Origin of the sequence: Alkalibaculum bacchi, from assembly GCF_003317055.1 — a bacterium.
GTDB lineage: Bacteria > Bacillota > Clostridia > Eubacteriales > Alkalibacteraceae > Alkalibaculum > Alkalibaculum bacchi.
Genome location: NZ_QNRX01000010.1, coordinates 45,428 through 67,450 on the forward strand (window position 1 = coordinate 45,428; position 22,023 = coordinate 67,450).

Annotated in this window: 23 protein-coding genes, 1 riboswitch and 1 other annotated feature; of the genes, 4 read left to right on the forward strand and 19 right to left on the reverse strand. The window is 34.4% G+C overall.

What is annotated here, in order from left to right; genetic code table 11:
- Nucleotides 1-30 precede the first annotated feature (30 nt).
- The 5 genes from DES36_RS08615 to DES36_RS08635 all read right to left on the reverse strand — a co-directional run bounded on the left by DES36_RS08615 (nucleotide 31) and on the right by DES36_RS08635 (nucleotide 4,790).
- Nucleotides 31-990: a substrate-binding domain-containing protein gene (locus DES36_RS08615; RefSeq protein WP_113920824.1), complete on the reverse strand. Its 960-nt coding sequence runs from the start codon at nucleotides 988-990 to the stop codon at nucleotides 31-33.
- Between the two features lie 52 nt (nucleotides 991-1,042).
- The gene (rbsD, locus tag DES36_RS08620; RefSeq protein ID WP_113920825.1) at nucleotides 1,043-1,510 is read right to left on the reverse strand and encodes a D-ribose pyranase; all 468 of its coding nucleotides are present in this window, start codon (nucleotides 1,508-1,510) and stop codon (nucleotides 1,043-1,045) included.
- A gap of 16 nt (nucleotides 1,511-1,526) precedes the next feature.
- Nucleotides 1,527-2,453 carry a ribokinase gene (gene rbsK / locus DES36_RS08625; RefSeq protein WP_113920826.1) on the reverse strand — a complete coding sequence of 309 codons (927 nt, stop codon included), beginning with the start codon at nucleotides 2,451-2,453 and terminating at the stop codon, nucleotides 1,527-1,529.
- Nucleotides 2,454-2,458: 5 nt separating this feature from the next.
- Nucleotides 2,459-3,688 (reverse strand): uroporphyrinogen decarboxylase family protein, encoded by a 1,230-nt coding sequence (locus tag DES36_RS08630; protein ID WP_113920827.1) that lies wholly within the window; start codon nucleotides 3,686-3,688, stop codon nucleotides 2,459-2,461.
- Between the two features lie 70 nt (nucleotides 3,689-3,758).
- The gene (locus DES36_RS08635; protein WP_113920828.1) at nucleotides 3,759-4,790 is read right to left on the reverse strand and encodes a LacI family DNA-binding transcriptional regulator; all 1,032 of its coding nucleotides are present in this window, start codon (nucleotides 4,788-4,790) and stop codon (nucleotides 3,759-3,761) included.
- Nucleotides 4,791-5,135: 345 nt separating this feature from the next.
- Between DES36_RS08635 and DES36_RS08640 the strand changes: the two genes are divergently transcribed.
- Entirely contained in the window at nucleotides 5,136-5,348 is a 213-nt protein-coding gene (locus DES36_RS08640; RefSeq protein WP_113920829.1) for a TOBE domain-containing protein, read from the forward strand.
- Between the two features lie 248 nt (nucleotides 5,349-5,596).
- Here the strand turns inward: DES36_RS08640 and DES36_RS08645 are convergent, their stop codons facing one another.
- The 7 genes from DES36_RS08645 to DES36_RS08675 form a co-directional block, all read right to left on the reverse strand.
- Entirely contained in the window at nucleotides 5,597-6,601 is a 1,005-nt protein-coding gene (locus DES36_RS08645) for a sodium:calcium antiporter (protein ID WP_113920830.1), read from the reverse strand.
- A 152-nt stretch (nucleotides 6,602-6,753) separates the two neighbouring features.
- Nucleotides 6,754-6,805: a sequence feature (sodium ion sensor (DUF1646 type); this cis-regulatory element may regulate processes involved in with the transportation of sodium ions), on the reverse strand.
- A gap of 131 nt (nucleotides 6,806-6,936) precedes the next feature.
- Nucleotides 6,937-8,115: a VWA domain-containing protein gene (locus tag DES36_RS08650; protein WP_341457134.1), complete on the reverse strand. Its 1,179-nt coding sequence runs from the start codon at nucleotides 8,113-8,115 to the stop codon at nucleotides 6,937-6,939.
- A 26-nt stretch (nucleotides 8,116-8,141) separates the two neighbouring features.
- Nucleotides 8,142-8,966, reverse strand: a complete 825-nt coding sequence (locus DES36_RS08655; RefSeq protein ID WP_113920832.1) for an AAA family ATPase — start codon at nucleotides 8,964-8,966, stop codon at nucleotides 8,142-8,144.
- Nucleotides 8,967-9,240: 274 nt separating this feature from the next.
- On the reverse strand, nucleotides 9,241-10,356 hold the full coding sequence (locus DES36_RS08660; protein ID WP_113920833.1) for an ABC transporter substrate-binding protein: 1,116 nt from the start codon (nucleotides 10,354-10,356) through the stop codon (nucleotides 9,241-9,243).
- Nucleotides 10,357-10,382: 26 nt separating this feature from the next.
- Entirely contained in the window at nucleotides 10,383-11,195 is an 813-nt protein-coding gene (locus DES36_RS08665) for an ABC transporter ATP-binding protein (protein WP_113920834.1), read from the reverse strand.
- A complete protein-coding gene (locus DES36_RS08670) occupies nucleotides 11,192-12,181 on the reverse strand; it encodes a FecCD family ABC transporter permease (protein WP_423230755.1) in 990 nt (329 codons plus the stop codon). The genes DES36_RS08665 and DES36_RS08670 overlap by 4 nt, the downstream gene beginning before the upstream one ends.
- A gap of 119 nt (nucleotides 12,182-12,300) precedes the next feature.
- Nucleotides 12,301-12,828: a nucleoside-triphosphatase gene (locus DES36_RS08675; RefSeq protein WP_113920836.1), complete on the reverse strand. Its 528-nt coding sequence runs from the start codon at nucleotides 12,826-12,828 to the stop codon at nucleotides 12,301-12,303.
- A gap of 435 nt (nucleotides 12,829-13,263) precedes the next feature.
- Between DES36_RS08675 and truA the strand changes: the two genes are divergently transcribed.
- Nucleotides 13,264-14,001, forward strand: a complete 738-nt coding sequence (truA, locus tag DES36_RS08680) for a tRNA pseudouridine(38-40) synthase TruA (protein WP_113920837.1) — start codon at nucleotides 13,264-13,266, stop codon at nucleotides 13,999-14,001.
- A gap of 260 nt (nucleotides 14,002-14,261) precedes the next feature.
- Nucleotides 14,262-15,206 carry a 1,4-dihydroxy-2-naphthoate polyprenyltransferase gene (locus tag DES36_RS08685; RefSeq protein WP_242981739.1) on the forward strand — a complete coding sequence of 315 codons (945 nt, stop codon included), beginning with the start codon at nucleotides 14,262-14,264 and terminating at the stop codon, nucleotides 15,204-15,206.
- A 128-nt stretch (nucleotides 15,207-15,334) separates the two neighbouring features.
- Here DES36_RS08685 and DES36_RS08690 read toward each other — a convergent pair whose 3' ends face one another.
- The 4 genes from DES36_RS08690 to DES36_RS08705 all read right to left on the reverse strand — a co-directional run bounded on the left by DES36_RS08690 (nucleotide 15,335) and on the right by DES36_RS08705 (nucleotide 17,569).
- On the reverse strand, nucleotides 15,335-15,697 hold the full coding sequence (locus DES36_RS08690; protein WP_113920839.1) for a GIY-YIG nuclease family protein: 363 nt from the start codon (nucleotides 15,695-15,697) through the stop codon (nucleotides 15,335-15,337).
- Nucleotide 15,698: 1 nt separating this feature from the next.
- Nucleotides 15,699-16,178, reverse strand: a complete 480-nt coding sequence (locus DES36_RS08695; protein WP_113920840.1) for a DUF6530 family protein — start codon at nucleotides 16,176-16,178, stop codon at nucleotides 15,699-15,701.
- 222 nt (nucleotides 16,179-16,400) lie between these two features.
- On the reverse strand, nucleotides 16,401-16,622 hold the full coding sequence (locus DES36_RS08700) for a hypothetical protein (protein ID WP_341457135.1): 222 nt from the start codon (nucleotides 16,620-16,622) through the stop codon (nucleotides 16,401-16,403).
- A gap of 68 nt (nucleotides 16,623-16,690) precedes the next feature.
- Nucleotides 16,691-17,569: a cation diffusion facilitator family transporter gene (locus DES36_RS08705; protein ID WP_170128249.1), complete on the reverse strand. Its 879-nt coding sequence runs from the start codon at nucleotides 17,567-17,569 to the stop codon at nucleotides 16,691-16,693.
- A gap of 228 nt (nucleotides 17,570-17,797) precedes the next feature.
- Nucleotides 17,798-17,880: riboswitch (NiCo riboswitch) on the reverse strand.
- A 191-nt stretch (nucleotides 17,881-18,071) separates the two neighbouring features.
- Between DES36_RS08705 and DES36_RS08710 the strand changes: the two genes are divergently transcribed.
- A complete protein-coding gene (locus tag DES36_RS08710) occupies nucleotides 18,072-19,451 on the forward strand; it encodes an alkaline phosphatase (protein ID WP_113920842.1) in 1,380 nt (459 codons plus the stop codon).
- 189 nt (nucleotides 19,452-19,640) lie between these two features.
- Here DES36_RS08710 and DES36_RS08715 read toward each other — a convergent pair whose 3' ends face one another.
- From DES36_RS08715 to DES36_RS15050, 3 genes are read right to left on the reverse strand one after another with little or no spacing between them, the layout of a single operon-like run.
- Complete coding sequence (locus DES36_RS08715; RefSeq protein WP_113920843.1) at nucleotides 19,641-20,381, reverse strand: amino acid ABC transporter ATP-binding protein; 741 nt, start codon at nucleotides 20,379-20,381, stop codon at nucleotides 19,641-19,643.
- Nucleotides 20,378-21,040, reverse strand: a complete 663-nt coding sequence (locus tag DES36_RS15045) for an amino acid ABC transporter permease (RefSeq protein WP_187387070.1) — start codon at nucleotides 21,038-21,040, stop codon at nucleotides 20,378-20,380. The genes DES36_RS08715 and DES36_RS15045 overlap by 4 nt, the downstream gene beginning before the upstream one ends.
- 24 nt (nucleotides 21,041-21,064) lie before the next feature.
- Nucleotides 21,065-21,847 carry a transporter substrate-binding domain-containing protein gene (locus DES36_RS15050; RefSeq protein WP_187387069.1) on the reverse strand — a complete coding sequence of 261 codons (783 nt, stop codon included), beginning with the start codon at nucleotides 21,845-21,847 and terminating at the stop codon, nucleotides 21,065-21,067.
- Nucleotides 21,848-22,023: the final 176 nt, after the last annotated feature.

The window sequence follows — 22,023 nt, forward strand, 5'->3', positions numbered from 1 at the left end:
ACACATAGCTATTGGAGCAAATTTGGACTCTTATTCTGGCTCTACCTCTGAAACATTTTCTGCTGTTACCATTTGTGCACCAGTATTGACGTCAATAAATTGTGTATCATGTGCTTTATTCATATACAGCTCTAATACAGAATAGTATCCCTGCATAAATGGGTTTTGTCCTATTGTTAACTGCATATCTCCATTTTTCACATGTTCAAGTGTTCCTTCAACAAGGTCAAATCCTGCACCCTTTACTTTGTCTTGAAGTTTGTTTGTTCCGATATACGTTCCAATTGCTTCACTAAATACATCTACACCTAAGATTGCATCAATTTCAGGGTCTTTCAAATATGCATTTTCAATAACACCATAAGCATTTGTTAAGTCTGTTCCGATATCGATTACACCACCGAATTCAATATCAGGAAATTCTTTTGCAGCTTTTTCGATTCCAGCTGTTCTTGCAATAAGTGCAGAATCCGCTGGAGCGCAGCTTGCCACTACATACTTTCCTTTTCCATTCAATACTTCACCAAACATATACATACCCATTTCATAGCCTGCATCTTCATAATCCTGGCCAACAAATGCGGAAATACCACTGCCTTCAGCATTTTGATTGAATCCTACAACGGGAATTCCTGCTTTGTTTGCTTTTCCTATAACTGAATTAAAACCAGAAGGATCCCATGTTACTGTTGCAATGCCATCGTATCCTACAGAAATAGCCGATTCAATTAAATCAACTTGTTCATTTAAGCTACTAGCAGTGTTTGGAGCGGATACATCTACTGTAATACCTAAATCTTCACCAGCGGCTTTTGCACCGTCAGCCATCTTTGTATAGAATGAGCTGTTCATTGCATGTAAAACTACTGAAACTTTAATATCTTTTTTGTCTGTTCCTTCATCTTGTGCAGGAGCATCTTTACTTGCACATCCTACTAATGACAAAAACAATGCTACACATAACGCTAATACTATTACTTTTTTTCTCATAAAAACCTCTCCTTAATATATTTAATTATAAATAATTGGATAAATATTACTTTTACTCTTCGAAAGAGGCTCTCTCCTCATAATAATCAGGTGTGATAACTCCTTCTTTTTGAAACCATTTCCATGCATCAATTCCTGCAACGAGTACTACATTACCCCAGGGTTCAAATCCCCCTGTCCTTACTATGTACTTTGCCTTACTAAGATAAGTAGAGAAAAGATCTTCATGTGACATGGTATCAACTTTGCATCGTTTGCTTAATTCACTAACATTTTTAAAATGTAATGGGTTGTACAACTTCTGTTCTTCAGCAACAATCACTTTTTCATAAATCATCTCATCCATAATTAATTCCAGAACTTTTCCAACGCTTGGCAAGTCTTCTGATATTGCAAGATCAATTCGTTGTTTCTCATCTTTAATTGGTACTCCAACATCTCCAATAATCATAATGTCTGTATGTCCCATATCGGCTATGGCATTTATAAGATTTCTATTTAATATACCGTCCTTTTTCATAATTTATATCATCCCTTCAAATATTGCTTTCAGCTATTTTTATTACTTCTTCTCTTGTAGGTATTCCTTCTATAACTCCATATTTTGTAACGGCTAAACCTGCAGAGATATTTGCAAATTTTATAGCATCTTCTATTGTATGTCCTTCCGCTAATGCTACACAGAATGATCCATTAAAGGTATCCCCTGCTCCTGTAGTATCAATAGCATTAACTGGTATTCCTTCAATTTTTTTGCACATTGTATCATTTACTAAAAGTGCTCCTTCTGATCCTAGAGTGACAATAACGTTTTTTACCCCTAATTTATGTATCTGTTTTGCAACTTCCTCGTCAGATAAAGAACTATCTTCATCTAATCCTAATATTGCTCTCGCCTCAGTTTGATTTGGTACTAAAAACTCACAATATTTTAATAGTTCTTCTGGCATTTGATTATAAGGAGCAGGGTTTAAAACAACTGGTATTCCTAATTCTTTGCATTTTTTTGCTGCATAAAGAACGGTATCCATATGAATTTCTAACTGCATCAATAGTAGTTTGCACTTAGATATTTCAGGTAACATACGATCAATATCAGCAGGAGATAGCTCAAAGTTTGCTGCTAAGTCGATTACAATTTCATTTTCACCTTTTGCATTTATATAAATCAACCCTACACCTGTTGATTGATTTTCTCTGCTTCTAATAATATAGGAGGAGTCTATTCCTTCTTCTTCGTATAGCTTGATTGCCCCATCTCCAAAACTATCATTTCCAACGCATCCTCCATAAAGGACTTCTGCTCCCATTCGCGACGCTGCAACTGCCTGGTTGGACCCTTTTCCTCCATGCATAGCTTTGAAATTTTTTCCTTTTACTGTTTCTCCCTCTTGTGGGAAACGTTCCGTTGAAATTGTCATTCCAACTGCATAACTTCCAATTACTGCTATTCTACTGCCCAATAGCTTTACCCCCTATAAAAATCTTTATTTCCATACTTTAATGCTGTATCAAACACGGCTAGAATCTTTTCTGGCGATATTCCTGCTTGAATATTGTGTATTTGTGAAAAGACAAATCCACCTCCTGGTGCATAAACCTTTATCATTTCCTTTACTTCATTGACGATATCGTCAATACTACCATGAGTTAATGTAGTTTGTGTACTAATGCCGCCTCCCCAAATGGTCATGTTCTTTCCAAATTCCTTCTTAATTTGAACTGGATCCATATTATCGCATTCTTTTTGAATTGGATTAAGAATGTCATATCCAGACTCTATAAGGTCTCCAATAATTGGATAAATACTGCCACAACAATGTAATGAAATATGCATATCTTTTTTCTTTCTACGAATTGCCTCATTAATTTTTGCATGTCTTGGTTTAAAGAACTTTCTATATATCTCTGGTGAAATAATCATAGCTCTTTGTTGTCCAAAATCATCATTATTTTGTAGTACATGAACATAATCACCTACAGCATCCATATACTTATCTATCATAGCAATATATGCATCTGTCAGTTTATCAAGATAATACTCAATCAATTCGGGTTCAGTATATAAATACTCTAGGAAAGTTTGATATCCCCAGTCTTTCGTTCCCTTTTCAAAAATACTAAAACTCGTTGCTGCTGAAATTGCATAATCTGTATTTTCATATAAATCTTTTGCTTTTGCTGTTGCAAATTTAATTTCTTCATCTGTCATAACAGGAAGTTCTAATAATCTATCTATATCGCTTTCATCTTCAGCATCTGCTAGTGGAGAGTAGACTTCGTCAAAATACAAACCTTGTGTTGGCCTTATTGCTATTACAGTCCCTGCTGCATTTGTCACACCTAGTGACCCATCTTCTAATGTAATGGGATTAAAGGCTTTTGCCAACTTACATTTTCCTCCGCCTAAAGGTAATTCTCCATCTTTAAATTCATCAATCTTTATCCCAATAGATGGTATTAATCTTGGAAGCATTACCACGTCGCATCCTATACGCTCCAATACTTCTGGGTCAGGAGTTGCTAAAAGCTGTTTTACATCAAACAAAATTGTATCGTGTGTCATACCTAAGTATTCTTTTAATTCATTATATGCGTTGGCATTTATCCCTGTAGATCTTGAAGAACCTAACTCAATAGGAATACGATCTGTTTCCTCGTGATTTAATGCCATTAAAACTCTTTCTCTCGATTTCATTATATTTCTCCTTTTTATATTATTTAGTAAAACGTTTTCTGAAAACGTTTTATGTAAGCATATAAAGATTTTACACAGAAACCTTATTTAACTTTTTAACACTTCCTCCCTGCTTGATTTCTGATTTAACAATTTCATGTTTCTGTTTTAACTTCTTACCTTCAATTAATTTAATTAAATTTGTGGCTGCTATTTTACCCATTTCTTCACCATGAATTGATATGGTGGTTAGCGGTGGCTGATGTAATTCTGCTAGTATAGTTCCATCAAATCCAATTGCAGAAATATCTTCTGGAATGCTCATGCCAGCTTCTCTAATTGCCCTACATGCTCCTATTGCCATTAAATCATTAGCTGCTACAAATGCTGTAAATTTTTTATTTTTCAAAAGATCTTTCATGCATTGATATCCAGATTCAATTTTGTAGTCGCCATGAATTATCAAATCTTCATCCATTTTCAAGTTAAAATCATGAATTGCTTTAAGGTATCCTGCTTTTCTAAGATTTGCATTATGTGCATTCTCAGGTCCTGCAATAAATGCAATCTTTTCGTGACCATTTTCAACTAAACTTTTCATCGCTAGATATAAACCCATAGCATTGTCTAGAGTTACACTAGCTACATCCTTAATGATCTCACCATATCGTTCCACTGCAATAATTGGAAATTTTTTATTGTTTAAGTAGACAATATTGTCATCTTCTTCTTCTGCATTTTGTGTAGTTACAATGATTCCATCTGCAAATCCATTGCTTAAGCTCAACAAAAAAGAATCTTCTTTATCTTTAGAGCCCTCCGTACTGCAGAGAACTAAGCGATATTTTTTCTTATTTAATATCTTTTCTGCACCTTTTGCAAAATCCTGAAAGAAAAAGTTGGAAATATCTGGTATAATAATGCCGATGATATTGGTTCTTTTTGTTACCAAAGATCTGGCAACTGGATTAGGATGATATCCTAGTTTTTTTATTGCAGTTTTAATTTTATTCTCTGTTTCTAAAGAACAGGATCCTTCGATATTATTCATAACTCTTGAAACAGTTGTTATGGATACTCCACATTCCTTAGCTATTTCCTTAATCGTAACTTTTGGTTTCATAACTTCGCCCCATTTTAATCACTAATGCGTATGTATCATTATATGATCTCCTATAGTTAAACGTTTTGGCATAACGTTTTCGTCAAACGTTTTCGTTAAACGTTTTCGTTAAGCTTAATTTATCATCTTATTCATAAAATGTCAATAAAATTTATAAACTTTTATTTCGTTTTTAGTATTATGCTCTCTATTATTTAATAACTACAATACGGTTACACTTACTATTTTAAAATAATATATAAACAATCAAATATTAATAAATTACTATTATAAATAGAATTTTTTTGTCTAAATGCCGCCAAAATGGGTAAATATAATCAACAATACTTTTACAGGAGGTTAAAGATGAAAATTAGTGCAAGAAATCAATTAAAAGGTAAAGTTGTAGAGATTAAAGATGGTGCAGTCAATGCTAAAGTGACCATAGATCTCGGTGGTGGAAATAAGATCACTTCTATTATTACTATGGACTCTGTTAAAGAATTAGACTTGCAAGTGGGTTCAGACGCTACTGCTATAGTAAAAGCATCTTCTGTTATGATCGGCGTAGATCACTAAGCACAAACAAAAATACCAAGCTTTTATTATTGCTTGGTATTTTTTATACTTTATATTCCAAATAAAACTATTACAATGCTGGATTAACTTCAGCAATATGTACCAATGACGAAATATATTAATGCTAGGCTAAACCACCTTACCAATCCAGTAATAGATCCTATCGCTAAGATTGCAGAGCTAAAGGTAGCTACGGTTACTATCCAAGAAGCATAAAGAAAAAGGCAATGTATCTATACTAAATCCTACTATAGAAAATTAATGAAGAGATAAAGAATGTAAATTAAAATCAATATCATACCTTCCCGTTTGCTAATTTCATTGATTTTACTATTGTATGCAAAGAATCCAAAGACAGATAAAACGATGGCTAGTGTTGTAAAATGAATTCGATAAAATTCTTCAGTTACTGCGATTCCACCAGGAATTAACGCTGCAGATGCGCCTACTACTAACAGAATATTTAAAATATTAGCTCCCATTATATTTCCTATAACTAATCCTCCATGATTTCTTTTAGCTGCTGAGATACAGGTACTTAATTCAGGAACACTAGTTCCAAAAGCAACTAAAGTTGAAGCGATGATAACATCAGAAATTCCTATTCTTCTTGCAAGAATTTCTGCTGAATTGACTAACGAAGAGGCACTTACAGCTATAACTAGGGCTGAAATAAAAATGCTGAAAATAATCATAAATACACTTCTAGTATTTTTGTTCACTTGTATTCCAGATTTGTTTTTTTTGCTAATAGAAACCCTATTTTTCTCTTGAATGATTAAATACACAATGTACACCATAACTAGCATTAAATAGATAAAACCAACCCATTGAGGGATATAACTGCCCTCATTTTGTACTTTATAGGGTAATGTGGTAAAAATCAAGAGAAATACTGTTGTAACGAGTAGATTGAATTTTTGTGAAGATTTTTCACCTACCGGGATCTTTCCAAAGAGAGCTCCAATACCTAAAATTAAGCTTGTATTCGTAATAATAGACCCTACTGCATTCCCAAGTGCAAAACTATCATTTCCTTTTAGTGCAGAGGAAATAGATGCAGATAGTTCTGGTAGAGTAGTACCTAAGGAAACAATGGTTGCTCCTATGATTATTTCAGGTAAACCCCATATTTGAGAAAGTTTTACAGCATTATCTACTAAATAATCTGCTGCCTTTGATAGTAAAAACAATGATATGCAAAATATAATAAAAATAACAATAATACTTGAATCTATTAGTAATGAATACATTTAAAGTGCATACCTCCTTTTATTAATGGTTTAATAATAAAAATAATCATATCCGTTTAATAAAATATGAATAAAGTTTTATAGATGTTTATAAAATAAAAAAGCATCTCCTATTAATAGATAAACAAAATAAAGGTGAGAAGCTTTAAAAGAGTTTCCCACCCCAGAAACGATTTCTTGAAAGCAAATAGAATTTGCCCAACCGAACCAAATGTATTAAATTATATATTTTATATATATTAATTCAGTGGTTTAAATATTCCAAGTATTCTAATTAACTCTACTATTTATTTGCACAAAAAATACGGACAAAATTAGAATCCAGAAATGTGTTTCTATTCCGCTCTTACCAACAACTCTTTTAGAGCCAATCTAAAATCTTTAACTGTTAAAGGATACATTGAAAACATCTTCTCAATAATATCATAGGTATCATTAGAAAAAAGACGGTGGGTAGGTCGAGGTGATGGGTTAAGCCATACAATGTGCTTGTATTTTTCTTTTATACGCTTAAGCCAATCTATTCCTGCTGTTTTATCCCGAGCAGTGTAGACATAATAATTTTCATCTAGTAATTCAGAGGGATGCATTTTAGCATCTCCAACAATAATAACTTTATAATCGCTGCTGATATTTTGCATAATCCACTCGGTTTTTACTTTATTATCATATTGCAAAGTAGGTTCTGTGTAAACATGAGAATAGATGCAATTGTGAAAATAGTACTTCTTTAAATCTTTAAAATGACTCGATTTGCTTACAGCTTGAAATAAAGTACTACAGAGAAGACTGTAATACTCCATAGATCCACCAGAGTCCATCAACAAAAGGACTTTTACTGTATTTTCTCTTGGCCTTGCGTAGACCAATTTTAATTGTCCTCCACCCTGACAAGTTGCATCTACAGTATCATCAATGTCTAATTCCGTCTTTGATTGGTTTACTTGGCTGGAAAACTCTCTTAATGAACGTAAAGCCACTTGAAATTGCCTTGTATCAAGTGTAGTGTCATTTCTAAAGTCTCGAAATTTTCTCTTTCCTGCTACGTCTAAAGCATTTTTGTACTGGGCTTCTCCTTCAACTCGGATACCTTCTGGGCTAAAACCCTTATTGCCAAATACGGAGACACCACCAGTTCCTATCCAGTAACTTCCTCCATTGTGTTCTGTCTTTTGCTCTTTGATTCGATCTTGAAACATTTTTTGAATATCTTCAGAAGATAGGTCCTTATTTTGCATAGCTCTATGCATGTCAAAAGGTTCGTTATTTTTTTCTTTGGTATTCTCTAACCAAGAAAGCAATTCTTCAGGCAATTCGCTTAAAGGTACTACATCCTTAAAGTAATCTAAAAAAGCTCCATCTAATTTATCAAAGTCTGCCTCATTTTTCACTAATACGGCACGGCATAAGTAGTAAAACCGAGTCAAACTAGCTTTACACAAGCCTTTGTCTAAGGCCCCCATAAGCGTCGTCCATTCATGAAGAGAAACCTTTAATCCCTTTGCTCTTAACAAATAGAAAAATGAAAGGAACACAGCCTCTACCTAGCCCTTCCTATATTTGTCTGCAAAACATCCACATCCTCATTTTTTTTCAGAAGCACACCACTAAAAGGTATTTCTTCTTTTATTCTATCAATATCAATTCCACCAATGATTAAAGCTTGAATCCAGTCTATGATTTCTGAAGTACTCGGTTTCTTTTGAATCTGGGGTATCTGACGTATCCAGTAAAAGGCATCTAGTACTTCTTGTAACAGCTTGTTTTCTAGATTGTCAAAGTGGACTTTAATAATCTCTTCCATTAATTCTTGACCTGGAAATTCGATGTAGTGGAAGATACATCTTCTTAAAAATGCATCTGGCAGTTCCTTTTCTGCATTGGAGGTAATGATTACAATTGGCCTAGTTTCTGCCTGAACAGTCTCTTTTGTCTCTGGTATGTAAAATTCCATTTTATCTAGTTCCCAAAGAAGGTCATTAGGAAACTCTAAATCGGCTTTGTCGACTTCGTCAATCAATAACACTACTTGCTCTTTTGAACAAAAAGCCTCTCCTAATTTGCCTAGTGTGATATACTTTTGTATATTATCTACCCCTTCATTTCCAAACTGGCTGTCGTAAAGTCTTTGAACCACATCGTACACGTACAGGCCGTCTTGTGCTTTTGTAGTAGACTTGATATTCCAGATGACAAGTTTTTTATTTAGTGCTCTTCCAATGGCTTGAGCCAACATCGTCTTCCCTGTCCCTGGTTCTCCTTTAATTAGCAAAGGTTTTTCAAGAGCAATAGCGATGTTTACCGCATTCATCAACTCATCTGAAGCCACGTAATTTTCTGTCCCTAAAAAACGAGTTTGTTTCATTTTATCCCCCCCCTTAGATGTAAGTAGCATTTTACACTTATTTTTCTTATAAATGTACGCTTTTCTTTAAGAATGCTCCTCACTCTATCATTATAATGATTTTGATTGAAATCGTAAACATCTGTTTAATCCCTAGTATTAAGGGATTCCTTTTGGGTCAGGATCCGACCCTACACTTAAGGTTTACATTGAGCAGAAGCTAGGGGTCAAAGTAAAACTCCCCCCAAAAAAGGCAAAGCCGAGAAATAATATGGCTTTGCCTTTTTTATTTATATTATTTTGCAGTTTTTCCTAATGAATTAGCAACTAATTTATTGTATTCTTCTTCTGTCAATTCACTGTGATAGAACAATTCATAGTATTTTGCAGCTTCGTCGTACATATCATAGCCTGCTTCTTCAGGATAAAGTAATTGAGTAATCCAAAGCATGCCCATGTAACGATTAACAGATGGTGGAGAGCCCATCCAATTGTAAGGACCTGTTGGCACTTCATAGTAATTTCCATCTTTGACGGCTTTTAATTGTTGCCATGATTTATCTTTTCCTACAGAGCTGTATACGCTACCTGGAGCAAAGATAATCACCTCAGGATTCCAATTAATGATTTGCTCCATATCTACAGGATTTCCTGTACCTTTACTAGAAATATCTTCTACAACTGCCACATTATTGCTTACTCTATCAATGATTTCAGCGTGGAAAGAATCTTTTGCTAATACACCTAAGCCATCTTCACCAGTAGCGTAAAGCAAATCTACCTTTCCTTCTTCGCCAATCTTTTCTATTAGAGCTTTTGTATCCTCATTTACTTTTTCACAGTAACTTGCTAATGCTTCTCCTTCTTTCTCTTTTCCTAAGAGCTTACCTAATGTTCTATAGGCATCCCCCATAGTGTCTGTTGTGGCTTCGATATGTATAGTAGGTATGCCTACTTGTTCCGATATATCATCCATATCTTCTACAACAGAAGGTTTTGATTCGCCAATATCAATAATGACTTGGGGGTCTACCTTGGCGATTTCTTCAAGATTAAGGTCACCTTGTCCATAAAACTGCCCTAGAATAGGAAGTTCATAGTACTCTGTATCAATATACTCCTCTGCACTTGGATTCCATTCTCCTGAAACTCCCACTAGGGCATCTGGAGCTATAGCAAATAATACAATTTGAGCTAATGCGCCAGAAGGCACAATTCTCGTGATATCAGCTGGAAGTGCTACTTCTCTCCCTGCTGAATCCGTAAAGCTAGTGGTTTTATCTTTACTTGTCACATCTTGCTTTTGTTTCTTGTCTACATCTGTACTACTTGGTTTACTGTTGTTACATGCAGTTGTCATAGATAGCAATAAGAACACTACAAGTAACATAGAAAGAATCTTCTTTTTCATTTTGTTTCCCCCTTTGTTTTAATATATCAAAGGCAAGAGAACATCTTATGATAGTATTCCCTTTTTATAGTGCTTTTAGGTATGCATACCCTTACCTTATCATCGTAGAGACTTTGAATCTCAGAATCAATTTTATAAAGATTCTGTATTAATTCTTCTGTATAAATATCTTTTGGCGTACCATATCCAATGATTTTTCCATCTTGTATAGCAATGACCTTATCCGAAAATAGAAAAGTCTGATCAGGGTTATGCGTAGACTGAATAACCGTATATCCGTCACTTGCCAAAGATTTCACCTGAGTCAATACTCGAACCTGATTGCCAAAATCAAGATTTGCTGTAGGCTCATCTAATATGAGTATTCTTGATTTTTGTACCAAAGCTCTAGCCATTAATACTAATTGGCGTTCCCCTCCGCTTATTTGACTGCAGCCTCTGTTTTTTAAGTGGCTAATTTCTAACCTCTCCAAAGCGTCTTCTACTAACTGAATTTGTTTCTTTCCAGGGCTAGAAATAGCAGAAACTTGTACTGAGGTACCCATTAAGACCATGTCAAATACGCTGTAATTAAAAGCAGGGTAATGAGACTGTGGAATATACGCTACGAGCTTGGCCATTTCTTCAATGCTTAAATCATTCGTTTCTACATCATTTATTTGGATTTTTCCTTGATATCCATTAAGTAGCCTCAGGATACAGCGAAATAAAGTGCTCTTCCCTACCCCATTTGGACCTAATACAGATAATAACTCTCCATCTTCTGCTACAAAACTGATATCATTTAAGATTGAGTGCTGTCCATAGCTAAAATGAAGATTCGATACTTTAATGCTCAAAAATGTTCCCCTCCTTTGGTAATCAAGTATATAAAAAACGGTGCCCCTACAAAGGCAGTGAGAATGCCTAAGGGAATTTCTGTTGCCAATAGATTTCTTGAGATATTGTCTACTAGTAAGAGAAATATCGCTCCAAATAGTATGCTACCTGGCATTAAATATATATAATTATTTCCTACAAGCTTCCTAGCGAGATGAGGGATCACAAGGCCTACCCATCCAATCATACCGCTTACAGATACACTAGCTGCAGTGACGAGAGTAGAGCAGATAATAACAATAAGTCGAATCCTTTTAGAATTAATGCCCATGGTCTTTGCCTCTTCATCTCCCATGGTAAGGACATTCATTCGCCATCTTAAGAGCATAAGTGGAATCAGACCAATAGAGATAGGTATGATTACAAATGTAATATCACTGATCTTCGCTCCAGATAAGCTACCCATAAGCCAGTAGGTTATGGCTGGAAGTTGATCATTAGGGTCTGCCACTAATTTAATAAAGGACGTTCCTGCAGAAAAAAGGGAACTTACCATAATACCTGATAAGACAAGACCTAATAAAGGATTCCCCCTCGCCTTCTTGCTGATAATGTATACTAGAATTACTGTTAAAAGACTGAAGCCAAAGGCACTTATGGTAATCATGTAGCTATTACTATAATGAAGGATCGCAAATGCTGCTCCAAAAGCTGCTCCTGCAGATGCTCCTAATACATCGGGAGCTGCCATGGGATTTTGAAAAACACCTTGATAAGCTACCCCTGCAGCTGCAAGCGAAGCACCTACTAAACTAGCTAAAAGGATACGAGGCATACGTATATTAAAGAGCACTGCTTCTGTACGGGCTATCCAAAAGGGATCCATAGAGTATACTTTAGATAGGAGAATTCCTATTAACTCTTTTGTAGAAATAGGGTATCGTCCAAATTGAAAAGAAATAATTATTGTAAGAATCAGAAGAACCATAAGGGCAAGAACAATCATCCTCTTTTTATTTGATTTTTCCAATTTCAACCCTCCTCTCATTCTTATGTTTTTATATTTCCAGCATTTAGCTAAAAAATTTCCACCTTACTACTTATCTCTCAATCCTTATAGCGAATCTAAACACACTCATCTAAATTTCGTATGTAATTGGCAATAGCCTCTGGAAGTAGATCTCGATTTTCATTTGTAACGGTAATAAGCTTTACCTTTGAATGGTTTCTTATATAATCTGTCCAGCCCCAACTATTTTGCTTGACGACACCTAAAATAGGGATATTTCCATTTAGAGTGTTTAGAATTTTACGTTGAAATAAAGTAGCAAACTGCTCTAAATTTCCACATTCGTCCATTACAATCAAGTCTGATTTTCCTATAGCCTCTTCGATGAGTTGTACCCCATAAGCATCAAACTTTTCATCATGCACTAGGGGAAAACCATTCTCCCTAAATTGAACCACAATATTTTCTTCACAAAAGACTTTAGATTGTAGAGCCGAGTTTATATAAAGCCTTCTGGTAGGAAGCTCTCTATCTAGATCAAAATAGGTTTGAAAACCCCCTACGGCCTTATTTAATAGTGCGGTTGTCCTATCAATTACAGTGGTTTTCCCTATTTGTATATCTCCTGTTAAAAAGATATGCATGCCTATGCTTCCTCTCCTTAATAAACCATATTTTGATTTTTACATACAATCTTTCAAAAGTGCCTATAGCTATCCAAAACTCCTCATTTAGAGCAGATGCCACATTAAATAGCAAAGAATCAAATTCTCGAGAAAGCCACTTAGGAACCGTGTTCCATGTCAGATATCAAGATACTCTTTATAATTGAATATATTGAATAATATACATACAAATATCGGTGTCATTTATGTTTGATTTTGTTTGGTTCTGTTATAATAAGTATAGTTTTAAATTATTTATTTGTCAATAATATAAATTTTGTATAGCATCTACATATGTTAAAAAGTAATCCTTATAGTAGAATTTCTATACTATAAAACAAACAATCTTTTCTTAATCCTTCATGCCATTTCAGTGTATAATAGTTGTAAAATATCCTAAATGAGGAGCTTTAGATGAGAAATATTAAATTAAAAATCGCTTATGATGGTGGAAGGTATTACGGTTGGCAAAGGTTAAAGGATAATGATCAGACGATTCAGGGCAAGCTAGAATCTGTTATTAGTGAAATGGTTCAGTCATATACAGAAATAATCGGTTCAGGTAGGACTGACGCTGGGGTCCATGCAAAGGGTCAAATTACAAATTTTCACACAGACTCTATAATGACTTTAGAAGAGATGCATCGCTATATTAATAGGTACTTACCTCAAGATATTGTTGTGAAAGAAATTACTCAGGTATCAGATCGCTTTCACAGCAGATATCATGCAAAAAGCAAAAAATACACTTATTATGTGTGGAATCACTACACCCATTCCCCTTTTCATCGGAAGTACAGCTGTCACCTTCCAAAGAAATTAGATGTACCTCTTATGAAAGAAGCAGCAGCTAAATTCATTGGTACTCATGACTTTATAGGTTTTTCCTCCTTGAAAAAGACAAAGAAGTCAACTTTGCGTACTATTAACGAACTAAACATTCTCTCACAAGATAACCTAATGAGTTTTACCTTTGTGGGAGATGGATTTTTATATAATATGATTCGAATTATAGTGGGAAGTCTAGTAGAAATAGGGCTTCATGAAAAAGAGTTGTCACATATTGATAAAGTACTTGAAAAAAATGTACGATCAAAGGCAGGAATTACGATGCCTCCACAGGGCTTATTTTTGGAAGAGGTTTACTATTAATAATAGTTGAACGCTAGTTGAGCAGTTATTGAACAATGGTTAAATCATTGTTTACAAATAAAAGCAGAAATTAGAAGAATATAAATTCATCCAGAGCAAAGTGAACACCCATATTTTTTCGTTTAAAGAGAAATATGCTCTTTTTTCAGCTTTCCACAAAAACAAAAGCAAGCTTGTTATTATCAACAATAAGCTTGCTAGTTTTCTAATTCGTGCTAAAATAACAAATAGACTACTCATGAGAAAGGAACTACAATATTATGATTTTTTCACTTCTTAAATTAGCAGAAATACAAACAAAGCTAGCCAGTCAATTGCCATTGCTCTTAGGCACAGTCTACGCTCTTTGGAGATATGATGATTTTAATCTATTACATTTTCTCTTTATGTTTTTATCTTTGCTTACCTTTGATATGGCTACCACAGTTACCAATAACTATATGGACTATAAAAAAGCCATCAAGACTTCAGGATATGGTTATGAAGAGCACAATGCAATGGTCCGAGACAAGCTTTCTGAGACTACTGCACTATTATTTTTAGTGATTCTATTGATTATAGCTGTCACATTCGGAATCCTTTTATGGTTTAATACATCTATCGTTGTATTGCTTCTAGGCGCACTCTCTTTTAGTATTGGCATTATATATTCCTTCGGCCCTGTGCCTATATCTCGCACTCCTTTCGGAGAGTTGTTTTCAGGGGGAACTATGGGCTTTATCATTCCATTTTTAGCTGTATACATACATGTATATCCCTTTCATGTTTTTGACATCAGTATAGACGATGGATTATTTAATATATTAATAAATTTAGACTTTATTATTTCTATATTTTTCTTAAGCATTGCGCCAGTGCTAACTATTGCTAATATCATGCTTGCTAATAATCTCTGTGATATGGAAGATGATATCATCAACAAGAGATATACTCTCCCTATCTATATAGGTAAAGCAAAAGCTCTTCGATTATATAAATACTTGTACTATATTATTTATATAGGCGTTGCAATAGGGTGCCTTCTACAAAAGCTTCCATTATTATGCCTCTTCGTATTTTTAACACTGCCTGTAGTGAATAAGGGCATCGCAGCCTTTCAGCATGAACAAAAAAAAGCTACAACCTTCGCAATTGCCATAAAAAACCTCGTACTCATAAATGGCGCACTGATTATTTTAATATTTTTATCAATATTCATTAAATAAATGAAGCAGCAGAATCACAATCTGCTGCTTTTTTTGTTGTGTTATCAATATTTCAACCTTGCAGTTTTATATCCGTTTTTGAAATCATTTACTCTACAGTATTCGTATCTGCTCAAATACCTTTTAACTTATCTCATCAGGCTTTTCCTAAAAAATTCTCTTCCTGATTTCTCTAATTTTTCTTCCCATATTAATTTTAGTAAGGCTAATTCATCAGAATAGTCTGTTTTGCTTTCATCTTTGTCATAGGAAAGTTGTTCTACTATTTCAATAGTAAATTCCTTTTCACCCTTTTGCTTCCATTCCTTTTGAAGCTCTTTATTTGGATGATTTCCTGCTCCTAATTTGAATTTAGCACCGTTTATCGTTCCTTTTAAATTTTGGGTTGCCTCAATAAAACATTTATTATTTGACTTTGATGAAATCATATACAATCCCATATCTGGTTTCATATTCTTGTATTGTTCCTTTAGTTCCCTTCTATAATCCATATCAATATCCCATCTCTTTTAAAATTGCTGAAAGGGTTTTCAATCGTTCTCCAATTAATTCATCATCTTCGCTTAAAGCTTGATTGAACAGTAGAATATCTTCATCTATCTTCTCATTATCTGTACAGATTGACACACTCATGGCATCTCCTTGCAAGCCGATGCGATCAATTAAAGGAGCTTCTGCATCATATAGCTTTTCATATCGATAAGCATCACGAAAATATTGCTTTGTTCTACAAACGAGTATGGCAAGGTCGAGTACTCGATGAAGAGGTAATTCTTCGGATTGTCTAGACCACTTTTCTCCAGTATGACGCCATACCTTAGCTGAAATATCTACCTTTCCTCGATCATTCCACTGAGCTAACCCCAAAGAAAGTCCCTTTGCATCAGATTGATACGCATTTCTTCCATCAATGTTTTCATAATCTTCTGAAACGATTACTGGTTTATGTTTTAAACTTGTTGGTATATTCATAAGCATCTCCTAACTAGTAGTTTACTAATTTACTAAATTACTAGTATTGTACCATAAATATTTTATATAGGCAATAGAGCGGTATTGAATAATTTTAATTTATTTAAGTTTCCTTCAGTTAAAACAAAAAGCACATCATCTCATAATTAATTATAAGATAACGTGCTTCCATGTACTGCGTAATAGGAGGAAACTCGTGAGGATACTTTCCTCTGCCTATTCTTATTTAAAAATCTTCTTTATCACATCTAATAAACTAAAAGAGGTTTTATTGTAGACTTTATTATATGCCGCCTTTTTAGGATCTTTTATCCAACCCATTCCCTTTTTTCCATAACCAGGTATTACCGTTTTTTTAACAGATTTCTTTACCTTTCCAGTAGTTCGAGCTTTTATGGATTTTTTTAAACTGGGTTTTCTCATACCGATTTTCATACCCGTCATCTCTCCTTCAAATAGATCTCTTTTTTTATCTTATCATATTAACAAAAGCAACTGAAAAAAGTTGGTTTTTACTTTTGTTTATTATAAGGCTCTAAATGAATAATTATTTCTACATTATTTTTAATTTCTTCTTGAATCTTTTCTTCAATATTGTGCATCAGCTTATGGGATTTTTCTACACTTAAAGTGGGTTCAGTCATAATATGCATATCAATGAATAATTCATTTTGACTTCCTCTACTTCGGATATTGTGAGCATCTTTTACCAGATCAAAGCTCATTACGATATTTCTGATTTCACAGGTATCAACTGCAGCCTGGTCGAGGAGGATACAGCTATTATCTCTAAATATCTCATAAGCTCCATGAAGGATAAATACTGCTACTATGAGGGATGCTATAGAATCAATTACAGGAGGTAATCCAAGAATAATGCAGAGGAGAGTGAAAAGTACTCCTGCAGATACATAAACATCGCTCCTAGTATGTATAGAATCTGAAATCAAGATTTGACTGTAAAGCTTTTTTCCCATATGGTATTCAATTTGACTGACAAAGATATTAATGCAAAGGGTAAATAACAGCAGCAACAAGCTTTGTAAGCTTATCTGCAGAGGTGTGGGATTAAAAAATCTGCTTAATGCATCTACCATTATTTTAATGCCAATCATAAACAACATCCCTGCAATAAATAATCCTGTGAGCATTTCAAATTTCCCATGACCATAAGGATGGTCTTCATCCACTGGCTTTGATGCAAAATGAATTCCTATAAGACCAACAATATTAGATGATCCATCCCCCAAAGAATGAAATCCATCTGCCATAATACTGGTGCTATTGGCAATAGTACCGATGCTTACCTTTATCAATGCTACGATCATATTTGCAATAAGAATAATCCATAATACTTTTTTTACCTTTTTATAATTATCCATTATATCCATCTTACTACCTCCAATTTGTAAACTAGGTGATCAATCCATAGGCTTTAAGCAGAATTGACAATTGAAAATGCAGATTATCAAATAAAACATTACCCGATATAGTGTATACCTTAATAGTTAAAACGTAAGGACCTTTCATCACTTGCGTTTCTGAATCGCAAACCAGCAACTTAGATCATTTAGCCACTACCAGCTCATAAAAAAATCTGTGATACTATATGAAATAAATATAGTCCCACAGATCACATATCTGCTGCCATTATGGCCCGGCTTCATGCATTTTACATTGCATAGCCTGCTCTACCTAATAACCTTGTATTATAATATGTCAAAACCACGATATTGTTCTTAATATTTACATGAGATAACATAACCATTATAACATTCCATTTTTTTCCGCATGTGGAATATATTTACGAAGTATTAACGATTCGTTAATACTGCCTTAACGTTGTATTGATAGTATATACCTACATAATACATTACAAGGAGGAAATGAGAATTGAAAAGAAACTCAATTAAAAAATCTATTGTTGCAAGTGCACTGGCAGGGGTGCTTGCAACTAGTGCAATAATTCCAACAGTTGCTATGGCAGCACCTAAGACGAGAATTGGCAACAATGGGAATAAAGAGGTAAAGAACGTCATATTAATGATTGCTGATGGATGGAGCTACAATCAAATTGATGCAACAAATTACTTTAAAAATGGTAAACTAGGATCTCAAGTTTATGAAAACTTCCCTACTAAAGTTGGCATGAGTACTTATTCAGTATCTGCAGGTGGATACGACTCTGAAACAGCTTGGAACAATGCAAACTATATAAAGAACAAACCAACTGACTCAGCAGCCGCTGGTACAGCTATGTCTACTGGTCATAAAACTTATGATGCAGGTATCGGCGTAGATGCAAATGGAAAATCTGTAAGAAATATTTCCGAAGATTTTGAGGCTCAAGGCAAGTCAACTGGTGTTATCACATCTGTAGAATTTAGTCACGCTACTCCAGCTGCTTTTGTAGCACACAATACAAGTAGAAATAACTATGAAGCGATTGCTAATGAAATGCTTAAAGATAGTGCAACTGACGTAATCATGAGTGCGGGTCACCCTGATTTTAATGACAATGGTGATTTAAGGACAAATATGAATTATAAATATGTAGGTGGAGTTGACACTTGGAACGGTGTAAAGAATGGGATACTACCAGTAGCTGATGCAAACGGCGATGGAACTCCTGATCAATGGAATTTAATCGAAACAAAAGAAGCTTTCCAAGCTCTTCAAGATGGAGAAACGCCAGATAGAGTATTAGGAATTGCTCAAGCTGCTACTACTTTACAACAAAATAGAAGCGGCGACAAAAAGGCAGGTGCTTTCGAAGTTCCTTTTAACGATAATGTACCTACTTTAGCTGAAATGACAAACGGTGCATTAAACGTATTGGATAACAATGAAAAAGGTTTCTTCCTTATGATAGAAGGGGGAGCAATTGACTGGGCTGGTCACGCAAATCAAAGTGGAAGAAATATCGAAGAAATGTCGGATTTTAATACTGCAGTAGAAGCAGTAAACCAATGGGTGCAAGAAAACAGCAACTGGGGAGAAACTTTATTAATCGTAACTGGTGACCACGAAACTGGATACCTTTCAGGTTCAAAAGGTGCTTTAACACCTATCCAAAAAACAGCTGCAGGTATGATGCCTGAAATGGTTTGGAATAGTGGTGACCATACTAACCAATTGGTTCCTCTCTTTGCAAAAGGCGATTCAGCAAACTTATTCAAAAAAGCAGCTGATGAACTTGATTCTGTCAGAGGAAGATACATAGACAACATAGAAATAGCCCACATCATCAGAGAAGCTATAAACGCAAAATAGCATAAAAAAAGCGCCTTGGCGCTTTTTTTAATTCTTAGTGTTTAATCACTAGTCACTAGTATTTAGGTATTCCTTTGGGGTCAAATATGCGATTTACGTCGCAGTGAATAATGAACAATTAACAAATATATAGAGAATTAAAGTTTAAGCCAACGTCATGAGACGCTGGCTTTTTAGTATTTTATTATTCTATTTTGCTGATAAAACCTTGTCTAAAAATTCTATAGTACGAGGGTTTTTAGGATTGCTGAACATCTCTTCTGGTGTAGCTTCTTCCATGATGATTCCTTCATCCATAAACAATACTCTATCTGCTGCATCTTTAGCAAAACCCATTTCGTGAGTTACGACAACCATGGTCATTCCCATAGCTGCAAGCTCCTTCATTACCGCTAATACCTCTCCAACCATTTCTGGATCAAGAGCAGAAGTAGGTTCATCAAAGAGCATAATATCTGGTTCCATTGCTAATGCCCTTGCAATGGCAACACGCTGTTGTTGTCCTCCTGAAAGCTGTCTTGGCATAACATCAATTTTTTCTAGTAATCCAACTCGTTTTAAGAGTTCTACTGCTTTATCATCTGCTTCTGCTTTTGTTTTAAGCTTTAGTTCAAGGGGAGCCATAGTAATATTCTCTTTAACTGTTAAATGCGGGAAAAGATTAAATTGTTGAAATACCATTCCAATATGTCTTCTCACATTATTCATATTAACGCTACTATCTGTAATCTTTACATCATCGACAATAATTTCACCACTTGTAGGATCTTCAAGACGGTTAATGCATCTTAGAAGAGTCGATTTTCCTGAGCCACTAGGTCCAATCAAACACACTACTTCTCCCTTGTGCACTTCAAGGTTTATACCCTTGAGAACTTCAAGCTTTTCAAAGTATTTATGGAGATTTTTAATTTGTATTTGAGCTGTCATATCATCACCTTCTTCTCTACTTGTTTCGCTATTTGAGTCAGAATAGTAATGATCACTAAGTAAAATACAGCAACCCATGTATAGGTAGCAAAAGATTCCATGGATCTGCCTACATAAATTTTTGCCTGATACATAATATCAGCTAGTCCAATTACTGATATTATTGAAGAGTCCTTTAATGTAATAATAAACTGGTTTACTAATGATGGTAAACATATGCGTATCGCTTGTGGCAATATAACTTTTCTCATAGCCTGACTTTTCGATAGCCCTAAACTCCTTGCCGCTTCCATTTGACCTGAATTAACAGCCAAAATGGCTCCTCTAAAGATTTCTGACATATATGCACCAGCATTAAGAGTCAGGGTGATAAGTCCTGCCATAAAAGAAGTTAACCTTACATCATAACCTAAAGATTGGAGAAGTTGCGGCAAAGCAAAATAGATGTAAAATACCTGTACCATAACTGGTGTTCCTCTAATCAACCATACGTACACTTTAGAGATCCATCTAAGTGGCGTTTTAGAAAAACCCAATAATGATGTAATCAATCCTAATACAAATGCGATTAGAAGAGATAAAACAGTTACTTGTATTGTAACTTGAAGTCCTTGAAACAATAATTCATATGTTTCACCAAATACTTTGCCTAAATTCATATTAATACATCCTCATTTGTCAAATTATTTAGCAGAAATGTACTTATCAAGAATTTCTTGATATTTTCCACTCTCTATTAAATTGCTGAGACCTTTATCAAACATTTCTAAAAGTTCAGAATTTTTATCCTTAAGAACAGCAAATCCATATGAATTGCCTTTTTCCATATCTGTTACGATCTTAAGTCCATTATTTTGTGTAATTCCATATGCCATTACAGGATAATCTTCAAAACATGCCACAGTATTTCCTGTCTTTACATCTTCATACATAAATGAAGATTCTTCAAAATAAGTTAATTCAAAACCGTACTGTTCTTTAATAGATTCAGCAAAACCAGCTCCTTCTGTACCGGTTTTTACTGCAACTTTCTTGCCTTCTAAGTCTTTATAAGATGTAATATCTTCATTAGAATTGCTAACAGCCATTACTACACCTGAATCAAAGTATGGCTCTGAAAAATTATATTTTTCCTTACGTTCATCTGTTATGCTCATACCTGCGATTACTGCATCGGCTTGATTCGATTCTAGTGCAGCAACTGCGGCATTAAAACCTAGTGGGTTAAGCTTGTATTCAAAACATTGATCTTCTGCAATTGCTTTTAAAAGATCAATGTCAATACCTACATATTCTCCTGCATCATTTTGAAATTCAAAAGGTGCAAATGTAGTATCCGTTGCAATTTGGTATACCTTTCCTTCAGTTTGAGCGCCTCCTTGGTCTTCATTCGAACCACCAGAGCATCCAACTATTAATCCAATCATTAAAAGTAGTGAAATTCCTAAAATAAGTTTTCTTTTCATAGTATGTACCTCCCTTAAATAAATATATTCTTAATAATTATACATTAAGTGAATTCGTAAATAAACAAAAGATTTTAATTAAAGGTATACACTCAATTAAATCATCCTCTTAAACAATAGTGATTTTTGGCTTTAATAAGATTATTTAGTAACTATTTTAATAATGTGGTACTATT